This is a genomic window from Croceicoccus hydrothermalis (assembly GCF_022378335.1).
Classification (GTDB): domain Bacteria; phylum Pseudomonadota; class Alphaproteobacteria; order Sphingomonadales; family Sphingomonadaceae; genus Croceicoccus; species Croceicoccus hydrothermalis.
In genome coordinates this window covers 1-26,985 of record NZ_JAIQCI010000014.1, presented here as the reverse complement: position 1 = coordinate 26,985, position 26,985 = coordinate 1, and the positions used below count along the sequence as shown (strand labels likewise).

Here is a 26,985-nt window from a genome sequence, read left to right as displayed (position 1 = left end):
CCGGCATGATCGCGGCGATCACCACTCATATCCGGCAATCGCTGCTCTCCGGCGACACCCCGCTTACCGACGACGAATTGTCCGATGTGGCGCAATTCCTGCTGGAGACAGCCGCGTGCCGCAAGGACGCTCCGGCGATCGGGCTGGCCTCGGCAAGCGAGGGGCGCCGCTTCATCCGCATTGCCATCATCAATGACGACATGCCGTTCCTTGTCGATTCGCTGGCGCTGGCCATTGCGGAGCAGGGGCTGGTGATCGACCGGCTCATCCATCCGGTCGTGCCCGTGTGCCGCGACGGCGAAGGCGTGTTGCACACGGTCGGCGCCGGCCCGGCGGAAAATGCCGCGCCCGATACCGCGAGCGAATCGATGATCTACATCGAAACCTCGCGCGTGGATGCGAAGCAGCGTCGTGCTCTTGAACAGGCCGTGGCGGTGACCGTGGGCGACGTGCGTGCCGCGGTGAACGACTGGGCCGAAATGCGCGCCTTGCTGGCCAAGGACGCGGACAGCATCGCGGATGAGGAAGGCGCCGCCCTGCTGCGCTGGCTGAATGACGGGATGATGACGCATCTTGGCCATATCACCCGCCGCCGCGACGGGACCGAGGCGCACACGATGGGTATCTGCCGGCGCAGCACTCGGCAGATCCTGGCCGATGCGTCCTATGACGCGGCGTTCGACTGGTTCGATCGCGAAACGCGGGGCGGGCGCGGCCGGGCGCCGCTGGTGGTGAAGGCCAACCGTATCTCGCTCGTCCATCGGCGGGTTCCGCTCGACCTCTTCATCGTGCCGGTGATGGAGGACGGCGAAGTTGCCGCGCTGTCGATCCATGCCGGTATCTGGACCAGCGCGGCGATGAACACCCCGCCCGACCGCGTGCCCCGCATGCGCCGGCAGCTTGCCAAGCTCATGGACAAGCTGGGCTTCGACCCCGGCGGGCACACGGGCAAATCACTTCTCAATGCGCTGACGAAATTGCCGCACGACCTCGTCATCGGGTTTTCGGACAGCGATATCGAACGCGTCGCGACCACCATGACGAGCCTGACCGACCGGCCGAGGCCGAAACTGACATTGGTGGAGGCGCCGCTTGCGCGCCATCTGTTCGCCTTCGTCTGGTTGCCGCGCGACATGATCTCCACCAGCGCGCGTCAGCGGATACAGAACCTCTTGACCGAGGCGACCGGGGCGGAAATCCTCGACTGGAGCCTGCAGGTCGAGGGCGGCGTGCTCGCCATGATGCGCTTCGTTCTCGACATTCGCGATACGCAGACGGTGCCGGACGAAACCGCGCTCGACGACAGGCTTCAGGCGATGCTGCGCGGCTGGCCCGACGCGGTGGAGGCCGAGCTTGCAAAGGACGAGGAACCGGGCCGCGCCGCCGCGATCGCCGCCCGCTTTGCCGAGGCGTTCCCCAATGGCTACCGCGCCGAATATGGCGCAGCGGAGGCCGCGCTCGACATTCGCCGCATTCGCCGGCTCGCCGCGGGCGAGCTGGAGGTGATTTCGGGGGGCACCGCGACGCGCGATGCAAGGCTCTACCGGCTCGACAATGACGCGCCCGAACGCCTGCGCCTGAAAATCTATCAGCACGAGGGCAATTTGCCGCTGTCCGATGCGGTGCCGGCGCTCGAGAATTTCGGTTTTCGCGTCCTGGGCGAGGTGCCGACCATGCTGGAGGAAGGCACGCTCGGCACGATCCACGATTTTACGCTCGCGCTGCCGTCGGGCGACGATGCGGTCCCCTTGCTGGACCGCGCCGACATGATCGAGGGCGCCATTACCGCGGTGCTGAATCACGCGGCCGAAAACGACGTGTTCAATCGCCTGGTCGTGTCCGCCGGATTGCAGGCCGAGGAAGCCGAGTGGATGCGCGCCTTCTATCGCTATCTGCGGCAGGCGGGCGCGAGCTTCACCATTTATACCGTGGTCGACGCGCTCGGCCATTCGCCCGACATTGCCCGCGCGCTGATCGACCTTTTCCGCGCGCGCCACGATCCCGCTTTTGCAGGGGACCGCGACAAAGCCGCCGACGAGGCGCGCGAAACCATCCGGGTCGCACTCGTCAACGTGATGGCGATCAATGACGACAGGTTGCTGCGCCGCTATCTCGCGGTGATAGAGGCAACCTTACGCACCAATGCCTTTGCCCCGGCGGCGAAGGAAGCGCTGGCCTTCAAGCTTGATTCCAGCCTCGTCCCCGGCCTCCCCAAACCCGTGCCATGGCGCGAAATATTTGTCTATTCCCGCCGGGTGGAGGGCATTCACCTGCGCGCCGGGCCGATCGCGCGCGGCGGGCTACGCTGGTCCGACCGGCGTGACGATTTCCGGACCGAGGTGCTCGGCCTGATGAAGGCGCAGCGGGTGAAGAACGCCGTGATCGTGCCCACGGGGGCGAAGGGCGGTTTTTATCCCAAGCAATTGCCCGACCCCGCGCGCGACCGCGCCGCATGGGCCGCCGAGGGGCAGGCCAGTTACGAGGTTTTCATCCGCACGCTGCTGTCGATCACCGACAATATCGTCGATGACACGGTGGTGCATCCGCAGGACGTCGTCATCCACGATGGCGAGGATCCCTATTTCGTCGTCGCCGCGGACAAGGGCACGGCGCGCTTTTCCGACGTGGCCAATGGCATTGCGGAGAGCCGGGATTTCTGGCTCGACGATGCCTTCGCCAGCGGCGGGTCCAACGGTTACGATCACAAGGCGATGGGCATTACCGCGCGCGGCGCCTGGATTTCGGTGCAGCGTCATTTCCGCGAAATGGGAATCGACGTGCAGAGCGAGACGGTCCGCGTGGTCGGTTGTGGCGACATGTCGGGCGACGTGTTCGGCAATGGCATGTTGCTGTCCAAGGCGATCAAGCTGGTCGCCGCGTTCGATCACCGTCACATCTTCATCGACCCCGATCCCGATCCGGCGCAAAGCTGGGAAGAGCGGAGCCGCCTCTTCGCGCTGCCGCATTCGAGCTGGGACGATTACGACAAGAACCTGATTTCAAAGGGCGGCGGCGTGTTCGCGCGCACGATGAAGCGTGTGCCCCTGTCCCCCGAAGCACGCGCCGCACTCGGCATCGAGGCAGAGGAAATCGAACCCGAAGCGCTCATTTCCGCGATCTTGCGCGCACCGGCTGACCTGCTCTGGTTCGGGGGCATCGGCACTTATGTGAAATCGTCGAAGGAAAACAACGTCCAGGTTGGCGACACGGTCAACGATGCCCTGCGCGTGGATGGCGAAAACCTGCGGGTGAAGGTCATCGGCGAAGGCGCGAACCTCGGCATCACCCAGGCTGGGCGCATCGAATTCGCGCTCAACGGCGGCAGGATAAACACCGACTTCATCGACAATTCGGCCGGGGTCGATTGTTCGGATAACGAGGTGAACATCAAGATCGCGCTGGCCGCCGCCCGCCGCGCCGGCGCATTGTCGGAAGAAGAGCGCAACCAGCTTCTCGAGAGGATGACCGACGAGGTCGCCGAACTCGTGCTGGAGGACAACCGATTGCAGGCGCTCGCCCTGTCCGTCGCGTCGCGCGGCGGGGCGCAGAGCGCAGCCTCCCACATGCGCCTGATCGAGATGCTGGAAGATAGCGGCGATCTCGACCGCAGGACCGAAGGGTTGGCCGAATCAGAAACGCTGGCCCGGCGGGCGAGCGAGGGGATGGGCCTTACCCGGCCGGAACTCGCCGTGCTGCTGTCCAGTTCGAAGCTGGTGTTGCAGGACGCGGTCGAGAACAGCGCCCTGCCCGACGATCCTGCGCTGGTCGATCTGCTCCTTTCCGCGTTTCCCGCGCCGATGCGGGACACCTATCGCGAATTCATCGAAGGGCACCGGCTGCGCCGCGAGATCATCGCGACCAAACTCGCCAATCGCGTCATCAACCGGCTCGGTCTCGTGCATCCGTTCGAACTGGCGGAGGAGGAAGGGGCCGAATTGTCGCAGGTCGTGGCGGCCTTCGTCATGGCCGAATGGCTGTTCGACCTTTCGCCGGTATGGGACAGGCTCGAACATGCGGACATGTCGGAGGATGCGCGGCTCTTGATGCATGACCGGCTCGCGCTCGGCATCCGCAGCCACATGGCCGATCTCCTTCGCATTGGCGGGGGCCGGATCGAACCGTCGCAGCTTTACGCCCGGCTGCGCGAGCCCGTCACCGCGATTTCAAGCGATACCGATGAATTGCTGGGCAGCGAGGCGCGCGATCATTCGGTCAAATTGCGCGAAAGCTTCGCCGCGGCGGGCGCGCCCGACGAATATGCGCGCATCGTATCGCATATCTTCGACCTCGACGGTGCGGTGGGCATTGCCGACCTTGCCGCCGCCGTGGGCCTGGACCCGCGCCGCGTGACGCATTCGTTCACCGACCTTGGCGCACGGCTGCGGCTGGACTGGGCGCAAGGGACCGCGGCGATCATGAACCCGTCGGACCCGTGGGAACGGCTGCTGGTAGCCGGGCTCGCCCGCGATTTTCAGCAGATGCGCCTCGATTTCCTGCGCGCCCTTGCGCAAGGAGAGGCAGGGCAGCAAGCGCCGGGTGACGCGGTGCGGGAATGGGCGGACAGCCATGAAAGCGCGATCCGGCAGTTCCGCGCAATGGTCGGCCGTGCGCAGGCCAGCACGCCGGTGACCCCCGCCATGCTGGCGCAGATCGCGAGCCAGGCGCGGAACCTGCTCTCGCGTTGAGGCATGATGGGAAAGGGGCCACGCCCTGGATGCAAGGCACGGCCCCTTTCGTTTTTCGGACGGGTTCCTTACTGGCAGGCGACCCGAACCGGTTTCATTTCCGCCGCTTCCTGCAATTGATGGCGAAGAGCGTCGATACCGACGTTTTCCACCGCATCGGTGGGATGTTCGGCATCGAGCACGGCGGCAAGCTGCCGAGCGACCTGCGCGATGCGGTCCACATCCTGCAGACTGTGGGCATGGCGGGCGGCAATCTCCGCATCGTCGCATAGTGACGCGCCGAGCGCCTCTATGTCGCGCGACATCACGTTCAATGCCTCGACCACGCCTGTCACCAACGGCCGGGTCAAACGGGCGTGGATCATGCCGCGATGTCCATTTCTTCGTCCATCATCAGCTTTTGCAGGCCAAGCACCATGACCATGTCCTCCTCCATCGGGGCAACCCCCTTGAGGAAGTGGGAGATGCCGTCCTGCGCGGCCGCGTCAGGCTGCTGTATGGTGTCTTCCTGGATCGAAACGATGTCGTTGACCCCGTGCACGATCAGACCGCGCGACTGCCCCGCGTGTTCGGCCACGATGATGGGATTGCGCGGCGTCGCCTCCATCGCGTCCCAGCCGAGGCGAACCGAAAGGTCGAGCACCGGCAGGACCGCCCCGCGCAGATTGACGACGCCAGCCACATACTTCGGTACATGGGGAAGCCGCGTCACCGGCGACCAGGCCCGGATTTCGCGCACCGCCATGATGTCGATCCCGAACAGCTGTCCGGAGACCTGAAAGGTTATGAGTTCATAGGTCATTGTCTGGTCCTCGTTCAGGCCGAATGGGTCACGCGCCTGACCGCATTGGTCAGTTTTTCCGCATCGAAAGGTTTCACGATCCAGCCGGTCGCCCCGGCATCGCGGGCCCGGCGCTTCTTCTCGTCCGAACTTTCCGTACTTAGCACGAGGATGGGCCGGTTCGAATGGCGCGCGCTGCTGCGCAGCCGCTCGATCAGCCCGAACCCGTCGAGGCGCGGCATGTTGATATCGGTCAGCACCACATCGACCTCATTGGACGCCAGCCAGTCGAGCGCCTCCTGTCCGTCTTCGGCCTGTTCCACTTCGAAACCGTTGATGGTCAGCGCATTGCGCAGCAGCGCTCGCATGCTCGGACTGTCATCCACGGTCAGTATTCGCGTCGCTTGTTTCATGACGTGTGCTCCCTCGCCCCTTAGAATAATGTCACATCGCCACTGCCGGCTTTCCGGGGCGCTAGTGGTTGTTGCGTAGATGCCGCGGTGTTTACCGTGGTGCGGCAACGCACCTGTCCGCTGGCGGGAAGGAAATGGACGCGGCGCGCATTGCGCCCTTCCATGTCCTCGTGAACCATCTCGATTCCCTCTTCCTTGAGGAAATTGCGTGCGAAGGCGGCATTGACCGACCCGATCGCGGCCATCCCCTCGCGAAGATTGGCGCCGCCATACAGCCGCGCCTTCATCCGCGCCTTGACTGCGCCCAAGCTGAACATTTCGTTCACCAGCAATTCCATGAGGAAAAGGCCGTAGTGATCGTCGAATGTCGTCCGGTCCGCATAGGATGGCGGTTCGGCGAGCAGGAAGTGGTTCATGCCGCCGATTCGCGCGACGGGATCGAACATGCATGTCGCCACACAACTGCCAAGCACCGTGCTGAATTCCACATTCGGGTCGTCACTGGCCTTGGCCTCGCCCTGAAGAATGGTGACGCGCACGCGTTCGGCGACCTCCGGAATAGCGGCGTGTTTCACAGGCAGGCTCCTTCGCTTGTAAAAATATGCTCGGCGATTTGGGTCAGCGGTTTGACAGCGCACGCCCCGCCCCTCTCGATCGCCGCCTTCGGCATGCCGAACACGACACAGCTTTCCTCGTCCTGCGCCACGGTCCATGCACCGGCCTGCGCCATCTGGCACAGCCCGTTCGCCCCATCCTGCCCCATGCCGGTCAGCAGAACGCCGATCGCGCTCGCGCCCATGTTCTGCGCAACCGATGCGAACATCACGTCAACGCTCGGGCGGTGGCCCGATACGGGCGGGCCCGGGCGCAGCAGGCTGATGATGCCGTGCGATGTCGAGGATATGCGCAGATGCCGGTCATTGCCGGGCGCCAGATAGACATGCCCCGGTTTCAAGACGGTATCGGTCTGCGCGAGCACGACCCGCGGCGGCACGATAGCATTGAGCGCATCGACGATATCCCCGGCAAAGCGCGCCTTCACATGCTGCACGATGACGGTGGGCGGGCACGCATGGGGAAAATCAACCAGCAATTCTCGCAACGCCTCCACCCCGCCGGTCGAGGAGCCGATCGCGATGAGTTCGGGCAGGCCGCGTGGCCGCTCGCGAACCGGCATGGCACGCGCGGGCGCGACAAGACCCGCCGGCCCGGTTCGCGCCGCCTTACGCACGAGGGACACGAGCGGATCACCCTCGCCGCTGAACGCCACGAGCGGCGCCGGATCGCGCGCGCAACACCCCACCGCCCCCAATTGCCTGGCACGGGCCGCGGCCGGATCGCCCGGCGTTGCCATGTCGGCGATCATCACGACTGGCGTCGGCCGCAGCGCCATGATCTTTTCGAGAAAGGACAGGCCATCGAGACCGGGCAGCTTCGTATCCATCACGACGACATCGGGGTCGAGCGCCTTGATCATGGCGCGACCTTCCCGCGCATCGCGGGCGTAATCCACGATGTCGAGATCGTCATGCGGCGACAGGCGCGCGGCCAGCCGCCGCTGCACGACGGTGGAATTCTCGATAATGAGAATACGGATCGTCATCAGTCGCGACGCCGGTAGACGGTCGGCCCAACCAGTTCGAGCATGTCGGACGCCTCTCCCGACACCCGTTCCGAATGACCGATGTAGAGATAGCCCCCCGGTTGCAGTTGCTGCGTGAGGCGCAGAACCAGCTGTTCCTTTGTCGGCTGATCGAAATAGATCATGACGTTGCGACAGAAAATCACGTCGAACAGCGTCTTGAACGGCCAGGCCCGCAACAGGTTGAGCCGGCGAAACCGGACCATGTTCCGCAATTCGGCGTCGACCTGGGTATCCTTGCCCCCATTCGTGCACCAGTTCCGGCGCAGCGGTTCGGGCACAGCCTCCATCGCCTTGCTTTCGTATCGCGCCTCTGCCGCCGCCCTCAATGCGTGGTCCGCAAGATCGGTGGCCAGCGCCACGATGTCGCGATCCGCGATCTGCCGGCCCGCCGCCTTGTCCTCCCCCAGAAGGACCATCATCAATGTCCAGATTTCCTCCCCGCTGGAACAGGCGGCGGACCACAGCCGGACCGGCTGCCTCGCCTCCGCCAGCTGAAGGAGATGGGGACGCACGACCTTTGCGAAATGCTCGTAATGATGCGATTCGCGATTGAAATAGGTGTGGTTGGTCGTGAGCGCCGCGACCGTGCGCGTGCGCAGGGCCGTATCCTCGCCGATCTTGCGAAGATAGGCCTCGAACGTTTCGCAATGCGTTTCGCGCAGCAATGGCGCGAGCCGCGAATAGGCCAGCATCTTCTTGTTTTCGGACAGGACGATGCCCGCCTCGGCGCGCACGAGGTGGGCGATAGCCTCGAAATCGGCGGACGAGTAGATTTGCGGGCTGACCCCGGGCACGAGCGAGCGGGTGTCGTCCACGGCGGCGGAAGCGCCCACCATCACGCAGCCGCCTGAAGGGTCGTATGCGCGTTTTCGCTCTGGACCAGATTGTCGACATCGATGATAAGCGCGACCCGCCCGTTGCCTAGGATCGTCGCACCCGCAACGCTTTCCACGGCGCGGAAATGGGTGTCGAGACTCTTGATCACGAACTGACGCTGATCGGTGATCGAATCGACGAGCAACGCCGCCTGTCCGCACCGCTCCGTATCCACGATAACCAGTACACCCTCGCATGGATCGTCGATGGCGAGTTCCTCACCCGCCAGATGGTCGAGCCGCACGATCGGCACGAAGCTGCCGCGAATATTGATGAGCTGCCGGCTCGTGCCCATGCCCTTGAGGTCGGAGGCAAGCGGGCGCAGGCTTTCGACCACATGCGCGAGCGGCAGGACGAGAGACTGCCCGCCGACCTGAACCACCATGCCGTCCGAAATCGCCAGCGTCAGCGGCAGGGCGAGCACGAAGGTGGTACCCTCGCCCGGGCGCGATTCGATGGTGATGCGGCCGCCCAGTTCCTTCACATTCTGGCGCACGACATCCATGCCCACGCCGCGGCCCGAAATGTTCGATACCTGCTCCGCCGTGGAGAAGCCGGGCGCGAAGATCAGATGGTCGATTTCCTCGTCGGGCAGTTCCGCCTCGGGCGAGATCAGGCCATTGGCGACCGCTTTTGCAAACACGCGTTCGCGATCGATCCCGGCGCCATCGTCGGCGATGCGGATGACGACCCGGCCCGATTTCTGTTCCGCCGACAGGGTCAGCGTACCCTCCGGATCCTTGCCCGCGGCCTTGCGCCGTTCGGCGGATTCGATGCCGTGGTCGACGGCGTTGCGGATGAGATGGGTCAGCGGCTCGCCCAACCGGTCGACAACCGTCTTGTCGAGTTCGGTCGATTCGCCGATCACCTCCAGGTTGACATGTTTGCCCGTGCTCGACGCCAGTTCGCGCAGCAGGCGGGGCACGCGGCTGAAGACCGCGCTGATCGGCTGTGCACGGAAGGCCATTGCATGTTCCTGCACATCGCGGACGAGCGCATCGAGCACGGCCAGCTCCTCGATATGCATCAGGTTCTCATCGGCGAGCCGCTGCGCCAGCATGGCCTGCGCGATGACCAGCTCACCCACCCCGTCGTTCATCTTGTCCAGCTTTGCGAGATCGACGCGGATCGATTGCGGCTTGGGCGAACGGGACGCGGCCTGTGCGGCGTCGGCGCGCGCATCCTTCGCCTCGTTGTCGGCATCCTTGCCTTGCTTCGGCTTGGGGCCGGTCGCGGGGTCGGCGCTTGCCGCCGCGGTCTGCTCGGCCGTGTCGGGGTGCATCGGGGGAATGCTTTCCTCCGCGCCGAACGCGAGCGTGCAATCGTCGCCGACGAAGTCGAAGATTTCGCTCACCTGTTCCCGGCTTACCGAAGCCGGCATGGCGAAGGTCCATCCGAAATAGCCATGCTGCTCGTTAAAGTCGTCGAGCGGCGGCACGTTCGCGCTGTCGCACACCACGCATTCGCCGCCCATTTCCTGCAATTCGCGCAGCCAGTAGAGCGGTTCGCTGCCATTCTTCATCGCCCCGCCGTGCGCGCGCATGTGGAACAGCCAGGGTTCCTTCGGCGCGGCCGGTGCCGCCGGGCCGAGCAGATCGTCGAGCATCGCATCCAAATCGTCGTCGTCGGCGGGCGTCGCGGCGGGTGCCGGCGCCGGCGCAGCGGCCGTTTCCTCGTCAGCCTCGCCGAGACCGGCGTTTTCATGCGCCTCGTTCAACTGCGCCATCAAAGCCGCGTCTTCGGGTGCGGTGCCGCCGGACCGGGCCGCCTCGACATGGTCGCGCACGCAATCGAGCGAAAGCAGCAGGAGCCCCGTCAGCTCGTCGGTCAGCGCGACCGTTCCTTCACGAACGTCGGCGAGCAGGGTTTCGAAGACATGGGTAAACGCCTGCAGCGGGCCATATCCGAACGCGCCCGCACCCCCCTTTATCGAATGGACCGCCCGAAAGATCGCATTGATGGTTTCGCCATCGTGCGTTCCATTCCGGCACTCCTCCAGCCCAGCTTCGGCCGCTTCGAGCGATTCCTCGCATTCGACGAAGAAGATGTTCTGAATGTCTTCGCTGTTCACGCTGTTTCCCCGCGGTTGAATTTCGATGCGAGACCCGCAATGCGCAGCGCCTCTTCAAACTGGTCGGACGTGTCGATGATGGCGACCCCCCCCGCCGTATGGGCGGCGGACACCAGCAACTGGAGCATCGCGATGCCCATGCGTTCCACCCCGGATGCGTCCACGCGAACAGGTCGTTCCCCCGCCGCTTCGCGCAGTTCGGGGCATATCGCGATGGCCGCATCCCGGTCGCACAGGGCTGGCAATTCAATCACTGGCATCTGCTTTTCCTTCCTGGCGAGTTAGAACTCGCTCCAGTCCTGATCGTCATAAGATTCCTTAACGGCCAGGTTGCCCTCGACACGGGGAGCGGTCCGCGCCGGTGCGGCATTGGCCGCCCGCTTGACCTGGGGCGCGGCATTGGCGGCGGACGGCGCCCGCTTCGCAGCGGTCTTCGCAGGCGTCGCGCCCATCTTGGCGCCGGTACGGAATTGCTTGACCAGCTCGCCCAGCTCGTTCGCTTCTTCGGCGAGGCTGCGCGCTGCGGCGGTCGATTGCTCGACCATGGCGGCGTTCTGCTGTGTCATGCGGTCCATGTCGGCGACCGAGCTATTGACCTGTTCGAGGCGCGAGGCCTGCGAGGCGGACATCTGAGCGATATTTTTGACCTGCGTGTGGACGTCGCCGACCCCTGTCACGATCTGCGAGAGCAGCCCGCCGGTTTCGCCAACCAGCTGCACGCCGGCGCCGACCTGCTTGGAACTGGCGTTGATCAGCTCCTTGATGTCGCGCGCGGCATCGGCGCTGCGCTGCGCAAGTGCGCGGACCTCGTTGGCGACCACGGCAAAGCCCTTGCCCGCATCGCCCGCCCGGGCCGCTTCGACCCCTGCGTTGAGCGCGAGCAGATTGGTCTGAAACGCGATGCCGTCGATGACGTCGATGATCTGCGTGATTTCATTGGCCGATTTCTCGATCGCGGCCATCGCGGAAACGGCCTTCTCGACCACTTCGCCGCCATTCGTGGCCTGCTGATGCGTTTGCGACATGGCGGTTTGCGCTTCTGCGGCGTTTTCGGCCGCTTTCTTGACGAGATCTGTGACCTGGCTCATCGCGGCGGCCGTTTCTTCAAGGCTCGCAGCCTGACGTTCGTTGCGCTGCGCAAGATCGTCGGATGCGGCGCGGATTTCATTGGCACCGGTATTCACGCCGCTGGCGGAGGCATTCACATGCTGAATCATGTCGGAAAGACCGGAGACCGAGCGGTTGAACGCGTCATGCAGAGCGGCATATTCGCTGTGCCCTGCCTGCTCGATGCGCACGGTAAGATCGCCATCGGCGAGGCGGTTGAGCGCCGTGGAAAATTCCTTCACGACCTGCTCGGAGCTTTTCTGCGCCCGGCGGACCTCTTCTGCGTTATCGCGGAACGTGGTCATCGCCTTGTTCATGCGTCCGACGCAATCGCTATAGTCTTCGTAGCCGATGCGCGACTGGGTATCGCCAGCGGCGAGCCCCTCCATACGCTCCACCGTATCGACATAGGGGTCGCACACGCGCCGTTTCGCCAGATAGATGGTCGTCATGGTGAGAAGCGCGCTCACGACGATGATGCTTTCTTCGAAATTGGCCCCGATGACATCCAGCTGCGTCAGGAACACCGCCGCAATCTCGATAATGGAAAGCGATGCGAATATTGCGATAAGCGTATCGAATTTCGTGCGTATGGGAGCTGATTTTTCAAACCAGTCAAGCATGTCAGTAACTCTCATAATTATCGGATGTAGTGACGGCGATCCCTCACTATTGCCGTCACTACGTCCGAAAGTGGACCGATCACGTGTCGTTTGCCCTACGGAGTAATCCGTACCTTCGACGCGCTCACTTTCGTCTCCCTGCACGCTTCTTATGCGCCGTGGTGCTGACGGACTCGCTATTTGTGGTTAAGGTCCATTCCTTAGGGTGCGGTAAGGCGAGATTTGGGAGTGCGCGCTCCATACGATGGCCAAAGGACAGTCGTGACAAACGGTCACTCCGTCCAGACCATGCAAAGGATAAGCGCCATGAGTACGGCCCGCGTTTTGATCGTCGATGATTCCACCGCAATGCGCGCATTGTTTCGCGACATTCTTGAACAGGCCAAGGGCGTCGAAGTCGTTGGCGATGCGCGCAGCGCAGAAGAAGCGCGCAAGCTCATCCCGACGTTGAAGCCGAATGTTCTCACCCTCGATGTCGAAATGCCGGGCATGAGCGGGATGGAATTCCTGGCCGAACTGATGGAAAACGATCCCATCCCGGTCATCATGCTGTCCAGCGTGACGCAGGATGGCACCGGCACCGCGCAAAAGGCGCTGGAGCTTGGCGCGGTGGGCTGTTTTCCCAAACCGCTTCACACCACCCCTGAACAGTTCAATGCCACCGTCGCCAAGCTCGGCGCGATCGTGAACGAAGCGGCCAATACCGACCTCAAAAATCGTGAGGCACCGCAGGGCGGGCCATCCGTTGCCCTTGCCGATTACCGGCCGGACGGGCGCATCGTGGTTCTTGCCGGCGCGACGGAGAGTATCGAGGTCATTCGCGAAACAATTGCCGGCTACCCCGCCAATTGCCCGGAAACCGTGATCCTCATCGATGCGGACGAAACGTTTATCGACCGCATGATCGACCCCCTTCGGCCAAGCGTCGCGTGCAAGATCGAAACGGCCGGCGATGAAACCATGATGGTGCCCGGCACGGTCTATCTCGTCTATGCAAAGCACAAGCATGTCGTGTTCGAAAACGATTTCGCCCCGCTTCTGAAGCTGGTGGAGAAGGACCCGATCGGCGGCGCGCGCCCCTCTGCGGACATGCTTTTTGCAAGCTTTGCACGGGCGGGCACTCCGGTTCTGGCGGGCCTGCTTTCGGGTACTAGCAAGGATGGCGCCCGCGGGCTGCAGGCGCTTTCCAAGAGCGGCGCCGATGTGTTCGTGCAGGATTGCGTGGAAACCGGTAGCGAAAGCCGCAAGCCCGCACTCGACGAGCTTGGCGTCACGGCCGAATCGGTCACGGCTGCCAACGTGCCCAACTGGATCCTCGGCAAGACGAAGGAAAAGGCAAAGGCGGCCTGAGGTAGCCGACTATGCCGGAGCGCCGCACGCGCGGCGACGGTTCTGCTTCTATTCGAACGTACCGGGATCGGCACGCGCGCCAAACAGAACTTGAGGATAATGAATGCCGCGCGGTTACAGCGAATCGAAACGGTTGTCGGAGCTGTATCGCCTTGATATTCTCGATACCGATCCGGACCCCTATCTTGATGCAATTGTCGATGAGGCGGCGGATGTGACGGGGTGCCCCGTCGCGGTGATCAGCCTTATCGACAGGTCGCGGCAATGGTTCAAGGCGCGGCACGGACTGGAGCTGTGCCAAACCCGCCGCGAATACGCATTTTGCGCCCATACCATTCGCGAACGGCACAGGCTGGAAGTGCTGAATGCTGCGCAGGATCCGCGTTTTGCAGACAATCCATTTGTCACCGGTCGCCTGCACGTGCGCTATTACGCCGGCGTTCCCATCGTAAGCCGGTATGGTGCGCGTATCGGCGCGCTATGCGTCATCGACAGGATATGTCGTGACCCCCTCCCCGAAAGCCAGTGGCGTTGCCTGCGCAGCGGGTCGCGCGCGGTCACGGCCGCGATCGAATTCGGCAAATATCGCGTGCCGCTTCCGCTGATCCCGGCACCGTCAACACCCCCTCGCCAGGAGGCGTAGCGGCGGCCCATGACCGGGCGAGCCGATGAGGAAAGTTTCGTTTCATACACATTGCAGCAAGCCCCATGCGCTAAGGGCGCGGCTTTGCTCGAAAGCCTTTGTGGGAGACGACCGATTTCTTCATACCCGACCCGATTTTCGTCCAGCGAATGGCGCATCCTGCTCGCGGCGGGCGGCGCGCTTGCGATTTCGCCCGCGGCGCATGCACAAACCGGACCCACGATCGAGGCCGGCGTGACGACCGATGAACGCGTACGGGGACTGAGCTGGAGCGACGGACAAACCGCCGCGCATGTCTACGGCAGCCTGCCCGTCACGACGAATATCGCGGTCGGCGCCGAGGCCACGACCCTGCGCGGTTCGGACCGGCATGGCGGGGCCGAGATCGGCGTCGATCTCAATGCAAGCTATGGCGGCCGGATCGGCCTTGCCAATTATTACGCGATGGCGATCGGCCATGTCTTTCCCGGTGGAGACGGGGAGCAGGATTATGCCGAGGCGCAGGCCGGCATCGGCGGAACGCTCGGCCCGGCCTCGCTCACCCTCCTCGCAAGCTATGCGCCGCCGCAGGACGCGATCGGCGGCAGCAATTTCTACCGCAGGCTGGAGGGGCGTTTCGGTTTCTGGGGCTCCCCCCTGGCGGTAAACGCCCATGTCGGCCGGTCGAGCGGTTCCGTCGACGATCCCGCCCGTGCGGAACGGCTGCGCCCCGGCGGCGCCTATAATGACTGGGCGATCGGCGGCGAATACAATCTGGCGCCGATGTCCTTTACATTGACCTATAGCGACACGGATATTCGCGGCGAGGATATACGCTTTCCCGCGGCAAGTGCGGATTATAGCGCGCGTATCACAGCAGGCGCCAATATCCGGTTCTGATACCGCGCTTTTGGTTGTCGCCCTATTTCCGGGACAGGCGCCGGCGCAACTGCAACCGGTTGCGCCCGTTTGTGCGGGAATACTCAAGCTCGTCGACGCACAATTGCAGGATCGCCATCCCGCGCCCCGTTTCGGCGAGCGGATCGGCGGGCTGCATCGCGGTCGTGAACGTGCCCTCCGGTGCGGGGGCACCATCGTCGCTCAAGGTGAAGCGCACCACGTCGACGGTAAAATGCGCGGTGCAGGTCATCTCGCCGATCCGATCCACGTCGCCGTCACCCGGCATGGCGTGAACCACGATATTGGTTGCCGCCTCGACAAGCGCGAGTTCGAGTTCGAGCGCGATATCATCGGCAACCCCTGCATCGCTGCACGCCCCCTGCGCCCAGGCGGCGAGGTCGCGCACCGCCTCCAGATTGGCGGGGACACGAATGAACGGATCAGAGCGAGAGGGCATCGCGCGCCTCCTCCTCGCTCCCGCAGATCGGCAGCAAGCTATCGAAACGGGTGAGCCGGAACAGCGTTGCGACCGCCGGACGGGTTCCGGCAATGGCGATGGCGCCCCGGTCCCCCACATGTTTCACCAGCCATACGAGCACGCCGAGTGCCGTGGAATCCATGAATTCCACCGCCGACAGGTCGAGAAGGACGCGGGTACATTCCGGCCCCACCTCCGCGTTCAGCATCTGGCGAAAATCGGGCGCAATTGCGGCATCCAGCCGGGTATGCGGCACATGTATGATAGCCGTATCGGTCAAGGATCGGTCCTGTCGTGAAAGGCGCCGGATACGCGATCCGGCTCGATAGCAAACAGCGAGACATCGTCGGCAAGCGGCAGGTCGCCGCCCCTGCGGGCAAGGAGCCTTTCGACCAGCGCGCCGATGGCGGCGATGGGCTGATCGCGGCAGGTATCCAGCAATGCGGCCAGCGATTGTGCGTCCGGTATTTCGGTTTCTTCGCAGCAATCGAGCAGCCCGTCGGAGTAGATGACGAGCCGCGCACCCGCCGTAAACGGGAAGCGCGTGGCCCGGAAATCGGCCTGTGAGAACCAGCCGAGCGGAAAGGCGGGCGCCGTATCGAGCGGGCGGGCCACCCCAGACGCGCCGCCGCCACATTGCATCAACAAGGGTTCGGGATGCCCGGCGCGGATGATCCACCCCTCACCAGCGGGGACATCGACGATACCGGCAATGGCCGTCGCGTAGATCTCATCCTCGCCCGCCAGGATTTCGCGGTTCAACCGCTGCATCGCCAGTGACAGCGCGTCCGCATCGGCGGGTGCCATCTGTTGAAGGCGGCGGTGATAATGAAAGCTGGCAAGGCTGGCGCGCACGCCATGCCCCTGCACGTCGAGGAGGAAGAACAGCGTGCGCCCCTCCCCTACCGTTACGGCGCCGATCGTATCGCCGCCGAGCATCGTGGCCGGGCGATAGACATGCGTCATGCGCAATCCGGGCAATTGCTCCTCCCGCGGGAGCAGGCGCCGGTGCATTCCCGCCGCCGCGTCGAGATCGTCGCGCAACCTGCACAAAAGCGTGCGCATGCGTTCATGCGTGCGCGTCAGCATCGTGTTGCGCCGTTGCACCATGCGATGCAGCCGCACCGATCGCCGGGTGCGTGACAGAACCAGCATCAGCTTGACCGGATCGACCGGCTTGAACAGGAAATCGTCCACCCCGGCCTCGGTCGCGAGGCCGATCGTCTCTTCATCCCTGCACGCGGTGATCATCACGACATGGAGCGGCGCCCGTTCATGCGATTCGCGCAGCGCCCGGACAAGGTCCATGCCATCGCGCCCCGGCATGCGCAGGTCGGTCACGACCATGTCGATGCCGACATGCATCTGGCGGATCGCCTGATCGAAATCATGGGCGAGCGATATGTCGCAGCCCATCCGGGCCAGCGCGTCGCCGAGGAACCGCGTCACGGTATCGTCATCGTCCACGACCAACACGCCCAGACGTTCGGACCCGGCGGTCAACGCCGGGTCATCCGCATCGAAAATGCGGGGGCGGATGTTCGGCGCCTGCACCATCTCGTGTGCACGGTATGGGCAATTGGTTAAGGCTTGCCCCCCGCGCCCATGGGCATTGCCCGCAATGCGACGCAGCGCCCGTCTATTTCAGCGAGAGAGGCAATCCCGCCGCGACGAAAACCACATTGTCGGCAATCGCGGCGATCCGCTGATTCAACCGCCCGGCCTCGTCGCGAAACCGGCGGGCGAGCGCATTGTCCGGCACAACCGAGAGCCCGACCTCATTCGCGACGAGCGCGATGGGAACACCGCACGCGGCGATCGCCTGTTCGAGCATGCCTGTCGCCGCGCCGATATCCCGCCCGGCCAGCATGCAATTCGACAGCCACAGCGTCAGGCAATCGACGAGAATAGCATCATATCGCAGCGCCGCCTCCGCAATGGCGTCGGACAGGTTCAGCGGCGCTTCGAGCGTGTGCCAGCGTTCGCCGCGATCGCGCCGGTGAGCCTCGATGCGGTCGGTCATTTCGGTATCGAGCGCCTGCGCCGTCGCGACATAGGCGAGGCGTCCGGGCATGCTCTCGGCCCAAAGCTGCGCGTGGCGGCTCTTGCCCGAACGCGCCCCGCCAAGCACGAGCAGCGCGCTCATCGTGCGGTTCCGCAATATTCCATCGACACGCCTCCTTCATGCATCGCCCAATGCCTTGTCGAGCCTCGCCCATTGATCCTCCCCGCCCGGCAGGCCGAGCCGGAGCCAGCGCGGTGCATAATCGAACCGCCGGGTCAGCACGCCGTCGCGGGCAAGACGCTCGAACAATTGCGGCGCGGCATCCGTCTCGATCAATGTAAAAAGCGGGCAATCCCCGACAGGCGCGAAGCCGTGGCCACAGAGCAGGCGGGCGAGACGATGCGCCCGCGCGTCAATATCTGCCCGCGCCGATGCGATCCATTCGCCATCGGCATAGGCCGCGGTCCCTATGGCAAGCGCCGCTGCATGAACGGGCCAGTCGCCCAGCCGCCGCCGATAATCCGCGATCACCTCCACCGGCCCCAGCACGAAGCCGAGCCGCACCCCGCCCAGCCCGAAAAACTTGCCGAAGGAGCGCAAGACGATCAGGCGGCGCCCGTTCGCCACCGCGTCGGCCATGCTATGCTCCGGACGTGCATCGGCAAAGGCCTCGTCGACGATCAGCCATTGGTTCGCTTGCTCCTGCCGATGCAGCAGCGCGTCCATCTCCGCCCGGGATCGGCAACGCCCGTCGGGATTGTTCGGATTGGCCAGAAGCAACGTGCCGCTGCCATCGCTCGCCGGGAAAACGGCGCCATGGCTACGATAGGCGGGCGCAATATGGCGGCCCGGCCCCGGTAGGATCGTGGGAAGCAGCCGCAGGGCGATCTCGCTCCCCGGAACGGTGCAGAGATGGGCGGGATCGACGCCGAAGACGCGCGCCGCCACCTGCTCCAGCCCGGCCAGCGCCGCGACCGACGGCAAGGCCGCCCAATCCCAGGCAGGCGCGCGCGCGACCGGCCATGGCACGGGGTTGAGCCCGGTGGACAGATCGACCCACCCCTCGCGCCTGTCGCCGTAAAGCGCGCGGGCCGCGTCCAGACGCCCACCATGCCAGGAGAAGGCGTCGCTCACCCCGCGATCACGAGCGCCAGCAGCAAGGCCGTCTCGCACAGCTCGATACCCGCGCCGTGGCCGTCGCCCGAAATCCCGCCGATCCGCCGTTTCAACCACATGCCCCAAAGCGCCCAGGCCGCCGGCGCGGCGAAAAGCGGCGGCGCGAACCACGCGGCGGCGATTCCCCCGGCGCTCCAAACAGCCATCGCCGGCCCATGACGAACCGCGGCGAACTGGCTCCCCAACCCTGTCCCCCGTTGCGGGAGGAACCGGTTCCACATCATCGTGCCCAGCCGGGCGAGCGCCGCCACGGCGAGCAGCGGCCAGCCCGCCCCCTGTTCCAGAAGCAGGACGAGCAGCACGAATTTCGCCAGCAGCTGAAGCGCGATGACCGTCACCGCGAAGCTCCCGGCATGCGGATCCGAAAGAATGGCGTCGAGGCGGGCCGGATCTCGATGCGCGCCGCCCGCCGCATCGGCAATGTCACCCAGCCCGTCGAGATGCAGCGCCCCTGTCACCGCCACCCATGTGATGAGCGCAAGCAGCGCGGCCAGCATCGGGTCTACCATCGCCCCTATCGCCGCCGCGCCCCAGACCATCGCCCCCACGACGATCCCGACCAACGGGAACCAGCGCATGGACGCGGCGAAATCCCCCGGCTCCATCCGCACGCGGGGCATGGGGATGCGGGTCATGAATTGTATGGCGATGATCGCGGATTTCATGGGTGCAACGCCATGATGCGGGCGCCGCCGGGTTCGAACCGGCGCACCTCCAACGTGACGAGCACGCCATAGGGAAGGTCGATCGCCCAGGATTGCGCGTAGTCGAATCCGCAAAGCCGGCACAGCGCCGCCCGGATCGATCCCGCATGCGCCACGATCAGCGTTTCCGGCCCCACCCGGCCCAACGCGCGCGCCACCCGGTCGCATAGCGCGGACCAGCGTTCGCCGCCCGGCGGCGGATCGGCATCGGGATCGGACCAGAACCGGGACAGGGCCGCATTGTCGAGATCGGCTGGCGATTGCCCCTCCCACGCGCCGAAATGCAATTCGCGCCAGTCGGGATCGCTTTGCACCGGGATGCCGTGCCATGCCGCGATCCGTTCCGCCGTGATGCACGCCCGCATGAGATCGGACGATAGGACCGTGTTCAGGTATAGGCCCACGCATTTTTCGACGCAGTCCGCCGTACCCGATTCCAGCGGCGCGGGATCCGCATGGCCGATGAGTGCGCCGGCCCCAACGGTCCTGCCATGCCGGATGAAATAGAGCCGTTGCCCGTTCATGCGCGATCCGTGACCGCGGCTTCCTCGAAGGTTGCCATATTGTCATGCGCCATCACCGCCGCCCGCACGATCGGGACCGCGAGCGCGGCGCCCGTCCCCTCGCCCAGCCGCATGCCGAGATCGAGCAGCGGGTCGAGCCCCATCGCCTTCAGCAGGCGGCCATGCGCCGCCTCCGCCGAACGATGCGCGGCGAGGCAATGGTCCAGCATGTCGCGGTGCGACAGCGCGAGCGGCAGCAACGCCGCCGCCGCGATGAAACCGTCCACAAGCACGGGGATTCGCAGATGCCGCGCGCGCAGCACCGCGCCCGCCATCGCCGCAATCTCCCGCCCGCCGAGCCGGCGCAGCGTTTCGAAGCCATCGGTGCAATGCGCGCGGTGAAGAGCGAGCGCCCGGTCCACCGCCGCACGTTTATGCGCCAGCGCCGTATCGTCGACGCCGGTCCCGCGTCCGACCCATTCGGTCGCTCCTTCGCCAAATCCACAGGCGCAGATGGCCGCCGCAGGCGTGGTGTTGCCGATGCCCATTTCGCCCACGAAAAGCAGCTGCGCCGTAGGATCGACCGCCATCGCTCCTGCGGAGAGCGCGGCAAGGCATGCCGCCTCGTCCATTGCGGGGGCTTCGCAAATGTCGGCGGTCGGCCCCTCCGCGGTCAGGTCCACGACCGATAGATCCGCGCCGCATGCCTGGGTAAGCGCGTTGATCGCCGCGCCCCCTGCGTTGAAATTGGCGACCATCTGCGTGGTGACTTCGGGTGGAAATGCGCTCACCCCGCGTGCGGCGACGCCGTGATTGCCGGCGAACACCACCGCCTGCACCCGGTCGATCCGGGGCCGGGCCTGCCCCTGCCACCCGGCGATGAAGACCGCAATATCCTCCAGCCTGCCGAGCGATCCTGCCGGCTTGGTGAGCAGCGCCTGCCGCGCCCGTGCCGCTGCGATGGCCGTCCCATCCGCGCGCGGCATGGTGGCGAGTGCGGCGTCGAACGCGTCGCGCGTGGCAAAGCCGGTCATGATACGGCGCCCATACTGATGTCGGAAACGGTCATGGCATTGTCCATCGCACGGCGTTTCGCCCCGCGTGACCGTACCGTGGGGGAGGGCATGGCCGCGACATCTCGCACGGCGCTTCGCCCCCGTGCGGCATCGACGCGCGAGGCAGGTTTCATCCGTCGCTGCGCGAGGCGAGCCCCGTTCGGCCGGGGCACCCTGCCCGGACGAAGAACGACCGCGACCGGCAGGTCTCCTGGCTTGCGGGTCGATGCCATGCATGCCGCCTTCTCGGGACATGGAAACGTCCCAATGGCGCCTCGGCCGATGGCTCTCCGCTCACAGTTGCAGGGGCAGCGCGGGGCTTCCACCCGACTTCCCTTTCAATCCCCTTGCGGGGAACCTGTCGCACCCGCCGGAATATGCCCCGCCCCGCCGATGCGCAAGCAGGAAATGCCGGAGCAGGGCCTGGCGGCGCTCACCGCCTGTCCGGCCTCAGTCCGCGAAATGCCGCGCAATGAATTCGGCGCCGAGCCGCAACCCTTCGGGATCGACCGAATGGCCGACGCCCGGTGCCGCATGGCTGTCCACATCAAAGCCGCACGCGGCGAGCGCGGTTTCCGCATCGGCCATCGCGGCAAAGGGCACCACCGGATCGGCATCGCCATGCACGAGCAGCACCGGCGGTTTCGTGACCGTTTCGCGCCGAAGCTGCGCCGCGCCGGTCAGCATGCCGGAATAGCCCACGATCGCGGCGACCTGCCGCGACCGGCGCGGCCCGACATGCAGCGCCAGCATCGTACCCTGGCTGAAACCGACAATGGCGAGATCGGCCTCGGTGAGGTCGTATTGCGTGAGCTTTCGCGTGATGAAGTCATCGACGGTGCCCGCCGCATTCTGCGCCCCGCGCGCCAGCGCATCGGGCGACAGATCGGCGAGCGGCCACCATTGATACCCCATCCCCATGTCGCATGGATGGGGCGCATCGGGCGCAAGGAAAAGCGCGTCGGGCAAGGCATGTTGCCACATGGGCGCGATGGATATGAGATCCGCCCCGTTCGAGCCGTAGCCGTGAAGCAAGAGCACGATCCGGCGCGGCGGTGCCCCCGACAAGGGCTGACAGCTTTTCCCATTGACGATCTTCGACATGCAAGGCCTCGTGCGCTATCCGCCGCGGGATGGGCGGAACGGCCCGTCCATGGCGCAGCATGCGCGCGAAGTCCACAATGGGCCCGGCCATCGAAACCATGGACGTGCATCGCGAATTCGCGCGCTCAATCGTGTGCAAGTTGTCCCGCGGCAACATTCTGCGGTCTTACGATGGCCCGTTCGGGCAATTGGCGAGCATGACACATGAAAATCGCATCTTGACGCGCAAACCGTTCCGCCGGGCGATTGCCATACGCATCATGTCCGCGACACAGCATTGCAATACGATTTCGGATCCCGACCGATTCCTACAATCGGCTCGGCCTGCCCCACCATCGGCTCGCCCCGTCGTAAACTCTTCTGATAACGGGATAAGTCCGGACCTTTTCCGACACGCTCAGGTTGCGTCTATGGCTTCTCGGGAAGATCATGATCGCGACGTGCCGCGATAAAGCAACTGCAAAACCGGCACATTCGGCCCGTTCGGCCAGTCGCGACCACCCCGCAACACAGCCATTTTGCAAGCGCTCTCATGCGCGACAGCCGTTCGCGCGCACCCGTGTTTGAGATGCGCGCACACGAAAGGGAGAATCCAGAATGTCCACCGATACGCCCATGACAGTCGGGGCAGGCAATGCCGCGCCCAATTCCAGCCCTTCGCAGCAGGACGGTACCGCACAGGCGGCCAATCCCGAAACGCGCGCCGCCGAACCGGCAACGCCGCTTGCCGCCGACACATATTACAGCTTCGCCCCGCCCACCGCGGACCGTCAGGCCGAAGCCACGGCGCTCGCCGCGGCCGAACTCCTCGCCGAAACCGAAACCGAGGCCGAGACCGCCGAAACGCCCGCCCCCCCGGCGCAGAGCGTCCTCGCATTCGTCGAGGACGAGAAGGACGAGGACGAGGAAGGCGCCGAACACACCGCCGAGAATCAGCCGGCGCAGGCGTCGATGGACTGGGGCTTTGACGTGGATGCGGCCATTGCCGCCGCCGATGCCGAAGCGGTTCGTGCCGCCCCGGGCGAGGATGGCGAAGGCGCCTCCGCCCTTGCCGGGACAGGCGACGGATCGGGCACGCTGCTCGCCATCGCGGGGATCGCCGCCGTGGGCGCGGGTATCTATTTCCTGGTCGATGACGACGACAACGATGTCGACATCCCGCCGCCGCCGGTGAACGAGGCGCCGACGATCACCTCCGCCGACACGATCGACGTGGACGAGAATACGCCGACCGATACGGTCGTCTATACCGCCACCGCGACCGATCCCGAAGACGACGACATCACCTTCACCCTCGAAGGCGACGACGCCGATGCCTTCACCATCGATGGCGATACGGGCGAGGTGCGGTTCGTCGCATCGCCCGATTTCGAGATGATGGACAGCTTCGACATCACCGTCGTCGCCACCGACAGCGACGGCGCGTCCGATTCGCAGGATGTGTCGATCACCATCAACGACATCGACGAAGGCCCGACGGACGCGCAATATAACACGCTGCTCAACCAGGTTGCGTTCAACCTTACGGGCGACGATGCGTATCTCGATGCCGAGAATATCTTTGCGACCGAATTCACCGCGCTCAACGGATCGGGCGTGTCGGGTGTCGGTATTGCGGCCTATGACGAGGACAGCGGCACGGTGACGGTCACGATCATGGCCGACGGGCTCGAAGCGAACCAGCTTCATCCGCAACATATCCATGGCTTCATGCCGGGCGAGGATGGATCGGTCATGGAATCCATGGTCCCCACGCTCGATTCGGATGCGGATGGCGACGGTTTCATCGAGTTGATGGAAGCGGCGGGCGATTACGGTCCCGTCCTGCTCAGCCTGACCGAGAACGGCGAATTCCCGACGGCGAACGCCGATGGCTCGCTGTCCTTCACGCAGACCTACACCCTGCCGGAGCAGGATCTTGGTGAAAACCCGATGCTGGCCTTGCGTGAATTCGTGCTGCACGGGCTGACATTGGAGGCGGGCGAAGGCGCGAACGGCGGCGAGGCCGATGGCACGGCGGGCTACAAGGCGACGCTGCCCGTGGCGGCGGGCGCGCTCGATGCCGTCGATGCCGATGGCGGGGACGGTATCGTCGCGCTTATCGACGCATTCGGAGCGGATGGCGATTTCGCCAGCGAGTTCGGCCTGATCGCTTCCGCGCTGACCGGCGATGACGCGTTTCAGGATGCCGACCGGTTCTTCTTCACCTCCTATACCCCGCTCAACGATTCGGGCGTGTCGGGTATCGGCCTTGTCGGGTTCGACGAGGATACCGGCACCATCACCGTCACCATTCAGGCCAGCGGTCTCGAAGCGGGCGAGGTCCATGCGCAGCATATCCACGGCTTCATGGCGGGCGAAGATGGCTCGGTCGCCGAATCCATGGTGCCGACGATGGATGTCGACGACGATGGCGACGGTTTCATCGAACTGATGGAGGCGGCCGAAAGCTACGGGCCTGTCCTGCTCAGCCTGATGAGCGATGGCGAATTTCCGATGGCCGACGAAAACGGAAACCTGTCCTTCACGCAGAGTTTCCAGCTGCCGGAACAGGATCTGGGTGCCGACCCGATGCTGGATCTGCGCGAAATCGTGCTTCACGGCAAAACGCTTGCCCAGGGCGAAGGCAGCAATGGCGGAGAAGCGGACGGCACGGCGGGTTACAAGGGAACATTGCCCGTGGCCGCGGGTTCGCTGGACGAGATCACGTCGATTGACGAGGTCGATCTGCAAATGATGATCGATGCCTTTGCGCAAGGCAACATGCAGATGGACATGGCATCGAGCGCATCGTTCGCCTGATTCCCGCGCGCCGATGCGCCGCGGGGGCGGGTTCGCCCGGCACTCTCGCGGATCGCATCGGCATCGCATGCAATGATAAAGGGCGCCGCGCGATGCGGCGCCCTTTTGGTGTCTGTCCCGCCCCGCCGCCACGGGCGGGCGCGGCTCTTCATCGACAGCCGACGCCGTTCCGGGTCGAAACCATGTGCGGTGGGCGTCGTTGCACACGGCGCCGAACCTGCCCCTGTGGCCTGAGCAGTCCGCTTCTGAAAACTCAGCGTGGCGCGGGCCCGGTGTCCGGTCGGTCGGTGGCAATCGCGGGTGGGCGAGCGCCTCGCTCGGGCGCGATCCGCCACACCGTGTTCGACACGTCGTCGGCGACCAGCAGCGCGCCGCGCGCCGCGTCGAATGTCACGCCGACCGGGCGGCCGCGCGCATGTCCATCCTTGAGAAAGCCGGTGAGAAGATCCATCGGCTTGCCGGAGGGTCGTCCGTTGCGAAACGGCACGAATACCACCTTGTATCCCGACGGATCGCTCCTGTTCCAGCTGCCGTGTTCGCCGACGAAGGCTCCCTCGGAAAAGGCGCCGCCAAGACCGCCGCCGCGCGCGAAATCCACGCCAAGCGCGGCAACATGCGAGCCCAGCGCATAATCGGGCGCAATCGCCTTTTGCACGAGATCGGGGCGCTGCGGCCGGACGCGCGGATCGACGTTCTGCCCGTAATAGCTGTAGGGCCAGCCGTAAAACGCCCCCCGGCGAACCGAGGTCAGGTAATCGGGCACGAGCTGCGGGCCCAATTCGTCACGCTCGTTCGCCACGGCCCAGAGCGTGTTCGTCTGCGGATTGATGGCCAGCGCGGTGGGATTGCGCACGCCCGAGGCGTAGATGCGGCTCGCCCCGCTTTCCCGGTCGATTTCCCAGATCACGGCGCGGTCCTCCTCCACATCCAGCCCGCGCTCTCCGACATTGCTGTTGGAGCCGATGCCGACATAGAGGCGCGATCCGTCCGCGCTCGCGGTCAACGCCTTGGTCCAGTGGTGATTGATTTTGGACGGAAGCTTCGTCACCTCCGTGCCGGGGCCGGGAAGGCTGGTCACCCCCTCGGTATAGGGAAAGCTCACGAGATTGCCCTGATTTGCGACGTAAAGCGTGTTGTCGACAAAGGCGAGCCCATATGGCGCGTCGAGTCCGTCGATGAAAACCGTTTGCAGATCGGTCACACCGTCGCCGTCGCTGTCGCGCAGGAGCGTGATGCGGTCACCCCCCTCGACCGGGCTTTTGCCGCGGCTCTTGATAAGACCGGCGATCATGTCCTTTGGCCGCAATTTCGGGGCATGGCCGCCCGACCCCTCCGCCACCAGAATATCGCCATTGGGCAGGACGAGCGTCTGGCGCGGAATCTTCAGATCGCGGCCGATCGGCGTCACGGTGAACCCGGCGGGGACGGTCGGCAATTCACCGCCCCAGCCTTCGGGCGTGGGTATCTCCATCGCGGGCACGAGCGTATCGTTCTGCGTCGGGAGGTCGGGCCGCGCGCCTGTCTGGTCGATCGCGGGATCGGACGAACGCTGACACGCCGAGAGGGAGAGCGCCGCCGCAAGGGCGAGAAGGGGAAGACGGTTCATCGACCGTACTCCATACCGCGGCCGCTTCCATAGGCGAGCCAGCCCGCGACGAGCGCCAGCAGCGAACACACGATCGACAGGACAAGCCCCACCGTACCCACCGAATGCCAGCCGTCACGCGCATGTTGAAACGCGTTTACCACACCGAGGACAAACATGGCCGCCACGACGATCAAATAGACGACGCGCCGCCCCCTGCCCTGCCCGGACCGGCCGAAAAACACGGCAAGCAGCGCCCAGGCGAGGACGAAACCGGAAAACAGATCCGCCCCCGCGATCAACCACTGCGAAAAATTGGTCCACTGGACCTCCGCCGTGTTGAGATAGGTGATGTCGGTGACCAGCGCAGCGGCGAAAAGCGCCACCGGAAACGCCAGCAATATCCCGTGCAATGGTGCTGTCCGTCGTCAGAACATTTGGCACACCTAGCTGCGTAAATTAGCGGAGCTTGGGCCTCGTCTGGGAATTGATGTTTAGGC

25 protein-coding genes and 1 riboswitch are annotated in these 26,985 nt (G+C 64.9%); of the genes, 5 read left to right on the top strand and 20 right to left on the bottom strand.

From position 1 onward, the window contains the following. The first annotated feature begins 5 nt into the window (after positions 1-5). Complete coding sequence (locus K4G67_RS09510; protein WP_239806286.1) at positions 6-4,685, top strand: NAD-glutamate dehydrogenase; 4,680 nt, start codon at positions 6-8, stop codon at positions 4,683-4,685. 68 nt (positions 4,686-4,753) lie between these two features. Here the strand turns inward: K4G67_RS09510 and K4G67_RS09505 are convergent, their stop codons facing one another. Genes K4G67_RS09505 through K4G67_RS09465 form a run of 9 tightly spaced genes read right to left on the bottom strand, consistent with a single transcriptional unit; the run spans position 4,754 to position 12,201 of the window. Beyond that, positions 4,754-5,050: a hypothetical protein gene (locus K4G67_RS09505; protein ID WP_239806147.1), complete on the bottom strand. Its 297-nt coding sequence runs from the start codon at positions 5,048-5,050 to the stop codon at positions 4,754-4,756. Continuing rightward, complete coding sequence (locus K4G67_RS09500; protein WP_239806146.1) at positions 5,047-5,487, bottom strand: chemotaxis protein CheW; 441 nt, start codon at positions 5,485-5,487, stop codon at positions 5,047-5,049. The genes K4G67_RS09505 and K4G67_RS09500 overlap by 4 nt, the downstream gene beginning before the upstream one ends. Before the next feature lie 14 nt (positions 5,488-5,501). Then, the gene (locus K4G67_RS09495; protein ID WP_239806145.1) at positions 5,502-5,879 is read right to left on the bottom strand and encodes a response regulator; all 378 of its coding nucleotides are present in this window, start codon (positions 5,877-5,879) and stop codon (positions 5,502-5,504) included. A gap of 20 nt (positions 5,880-5,899) precedes the next feature. Further along, a complete protein-coding gene (locus K4G67_RS09490) occupies positions 5,900-6,454 on the bottom strand; it encodes a chemotaxis protein CheD (RefSeq protein WP_239806144.1) in 555 nt (184 codons plus the stop codon). Continuing rightward, positions 6,451-7,482, bottom strand: coding sequence for a chemotaxis-specific protein-glutamate methyltransferase CheB (gene cheB / locus K4G67_RS09485; protein WP_239806143.1), 1,032 nt, complete (start codon positions 7,480-7,482; stop codon positions 6,451-6,453). Before cheB ends, K4G67_RS09490 begins: the two co-directional genes overlap by 4 nt. Continuing rightward, positions 7,482-8,360, bottom strand: coding sequence for a CheR family methyltransferase (locus K4G67_RS09480; RefSeq protein ID WP_239806142.1), 879 nt, complete (start codon positions 8,358-8,360; stop codon positions 7,482-7,484). The genes cheB and K4G67_RS09480 overlap by 1 nt, the downstream gene beginning before the upstream one ends. After that, positions 8,360-10,471, bottom strand: a complete 2,112-nt coding sequence (locus K4G67_RS09475; RefSeq protein ID WP_239806141.1) for a chemotaxis protein CheA — start codon at positions 10,469-10,471, stop codon at positions 8,360-8,362. The genes K4G67_RS09480 and K4G67_RS09475 overlap by 1 nt, the downstream gene beginning before the upstream one ends. Then, the gene (locus K4G67_RS09470; RefSeq protein ID WP_239806140.1) at positions 10,468-10,731 is read right to left on the bottom strand and encodes an STAS domain-containing protein; all 264 of its coding nucleotides are present in this window, start codon (positions 10,729-10,731) and stop codon (positions 10,468-10,470) included. Before K4G67_RS09470 ends, K4G67_RS09475 begins: the two co-directional genes overlap by 4 nt. A gap of 21 nt (positions 10,732-10,752) precedes the next feature. Next, the gene (locus K4G67_RS09465; RefSeq protein WP_239806139.1) at positions 10,753-12,201 is read right to left on the bottom strand and encodes a methyl-accepting chemotaxis protein; all 1,449 of its coding nucleotides are present in this window, start codon (positions 12,199-12,201) and stop codon (positions 10,753-10,755) included. A 306-nt stretch (positions 12,202-12,507) separates the two neighbouring features. On the opposite strand from K4G67_RS09465, the gene K4G67_RS09460 reads away from it, so the two are divergent. From K4G67_RS09460 to K4G67_RS09450, 3 genes are all read left to right on the top strand, one after another. After that, a complete protein-coding gene (locus tag K4G67_RS09460; RefSeq protein ID WP_239806138.1) occupies positions 12,508-13,551 on the top strand; it encodes a response regulator in 1,044 nt (347 codons plus the stop codon). A gap of 103 nt (positions 13,552-13,654) precedes the next feature. Continuing rightward, on the top strand, positions 13,655-14,194 hold the full coding sequence (locus K4G67_RS09455; RefSeq protein WP_239806137.1) for a GAF domain-containing protein: 540 nt from the start codon (positions 13,655-13,657) through the stop codon (positions 14,192-14,194). A 234-nt stretch (positions 14,195-14,428) separates the two neighbouring features. Then, positions 14,429-15,073: a TorF family putative porin gene (locus tag K4G67_RS09450; RefSeq protein WP_239806136.1), complete on the top strand. Its 645-nt coding sequence runs from the start codon at positions 14,429-14,431 to the stop codon at positions 15,071-15,073. A gap of 22 nt (positions 15,074-15,095) precedes the next feature. On the opposite strand, the gene K4G67_RS09445 is transcribed toward K4G67_RS09450, so the two are convergent. The 9 genes from K4G67_RS09445 to K4G67_RS09405 all read right to left on the bottom strand — a co-directional run bounded on the left by K4G67_RS09445 (position 15,096) and on the right by K4G67_RS09405 (position 22,098). Next, entirely contained in the window at positions 15,096-15,530 is a 435-nt protein-coding gene (locus K4G67_RS09445) for an ATP-binding protein (RefSeq protein ID WP_239806135.1), read from the bottom strand. After that, a complete protein-coding gene (locus K4G67_RS09440; RefSeq protein WP_239806134.1) occupies positions 15,514-15,831 on the bottom strand; it encodes an STAS domain-containing protein in 318 nt (105 codons plus the stop codon). The genes K4G67_RS09445 and K4G67_RS09440 overlap by 17 nt, the downstream gene beginning before the upstream one ends. Further along, positions 15,828-17,108 carry a PP2C family protein-serine/threonine phosphatase gene (locus K4G67_RS09435; protein WP_239806133.1) on the bottom strand — a complete coding sequence of 427 codons (1,281 nt, stop codon included), beginning with the start codon at positions 17,106-17,108 and terminating at the stop codon, positions 15,828-15,830. Before K4G67_RS09435 ends, K4G67_RS09440 begins: the two co-directional genes overlap by 4 nt. Positions 17,109-17,190: 82 nt before the next feature. Then, positions 17,191-17,697: a bifunctional adenosylcobinamide kinase/adenosylcobinamide-phosphate guanylyltransferase gene (gene cobU, locus K4G67_RS09430; protein WP_239806132.1), complete on the bottom strand. Its 507-nt coding sequence runs from the start codon at positions 17,695-17,697 to the stop codon at positions 17,191-17,193. A 36-nt stretch (positions 17,698-17,733) separates the two neighbouring features. Further along, positions 17,734-18,690, bottom strand: a complete 957-nt coding sequence (locus tag K4G67_RS09425; protein WP_239806131.1) for a threonine-phosphate decarboxylase — start codon at positions 18,688-18,690, stop codon at positions 17,734-17,736. Beyond that, positions 18,687-19,397, bottom strand: a complete 711-nt coding sequence (locus K4G67_RS09420) for an adenosylcobinamide-GDP ribazoletransferase (protein ID WP_239806130.1) — start codon at positions 19,395-19,397, stop codon at positions 18,687-18,689. The genes K4G67_RS09425 and K4G67_RS09420 overlap by 4 nt, the downstream gene beginning before the upstream one ends. Further along, positions 19,394-19,960 carry a histidine phosphatase family protein gene (locus tag K4G67_RS09415; protein ID WP_239806129.1) on the bottom strand — a complete coding sequence of 189 codons (567 nt, stop codon included), beginning with the start codon at positions 19,958-19,960 and terminating at the stop codon, positions 19,394-19,396. The genes K4G67_RS09420 and K4G67_RS09415 overlap by 4 nt, the downstream gene beginning before the upstream one ends. Continuing rightward, positions 19,957-20,973, bottom strand: a complete 1,017-nt coding sequence (gene cobT / locus K4G67_RS09410; RefSeq protein ID WP_239806128.1) for a nicotinate-nucleotide--dimethylbenzimidazole phosphoribosyltransferase — start codon at positions 20,971-20,973, stop codon at positions 19,957-19,959. Before cobT ends, K4G67_RS09415 begins: the two co-directional genes overlap by 4 nt. A gap of 205 nt (positions 20,974-21,178) precedes the next feature. Beyond that, positions 21,179-21,371, bottom strand: a riboswitch (cobalamin riboswitch). Between the two features lie 73 nt (positions 21,372-21,444). Next, positions 21,445-22,098: an alpha/beta hydrolase gene (locus K4G67_RS09405; RefSeq protein WP_239806127.1), complete on the bottom strand. Its 654-nt coding sequence runs from the start codon at positions 22,096-22,098 to the stop codon at positions 21,445-21,447. A gap of 597 nt (positions 22,099-22,695) precedes the next feature. On the opposite strand from K4G67_RS09405, the gene K4G67_RS09400 reads away from it, so the two are divergent. Next, positions 22,696-24,900: a cadherin repeat domain-containing protein gene (locus tag K4G67_RS09400; protein ID WP_239806126.1), complete on the top strand. Its 2,205-nt coding sequence runs from the start codon at positions 22,696-22,698 to the stop codon at positions 24,898-24,900. 253 nt (positions 24,901-25,153) lie between these two features. Here the strand turns inward: K4G67_RS09400 and K4G67_RS09395 are convergent, their stop codons facing one another. Both K4G67_RS09395 and K4G67_RS09390 read right to left on the bottom strand, forming a co-directional pair. After that, positions 25,154-26,506, bottom strand: coding sequence for a PQQ-dependent sugar dehydrogenase (locus K4G67_RS09395; RefSeq protein WP_239806125.1), 1,353 nt, complete (start codon positions 26,504-26,506; stop codon positions 25,154-25,156). Continuing rightward, the gene (locus K4G67_RS09390) at positions 26,503-26,898 is read right to left on the bottom strand and encodes a DUF2231 domain-containing protein (protein ID WP_239806124.1); all 396 of its coding nucleotides are present in this window, start codon (positions 26,896-26,898) and stop codon (positions 26,503-26,505) included. Before K4G67_RS09390 ends, K4G67_RS09395 begins: the two co-directional genes overlap by 4 nt. Positions 26,899-26,985: the final 87 nt, after the last annotated feature.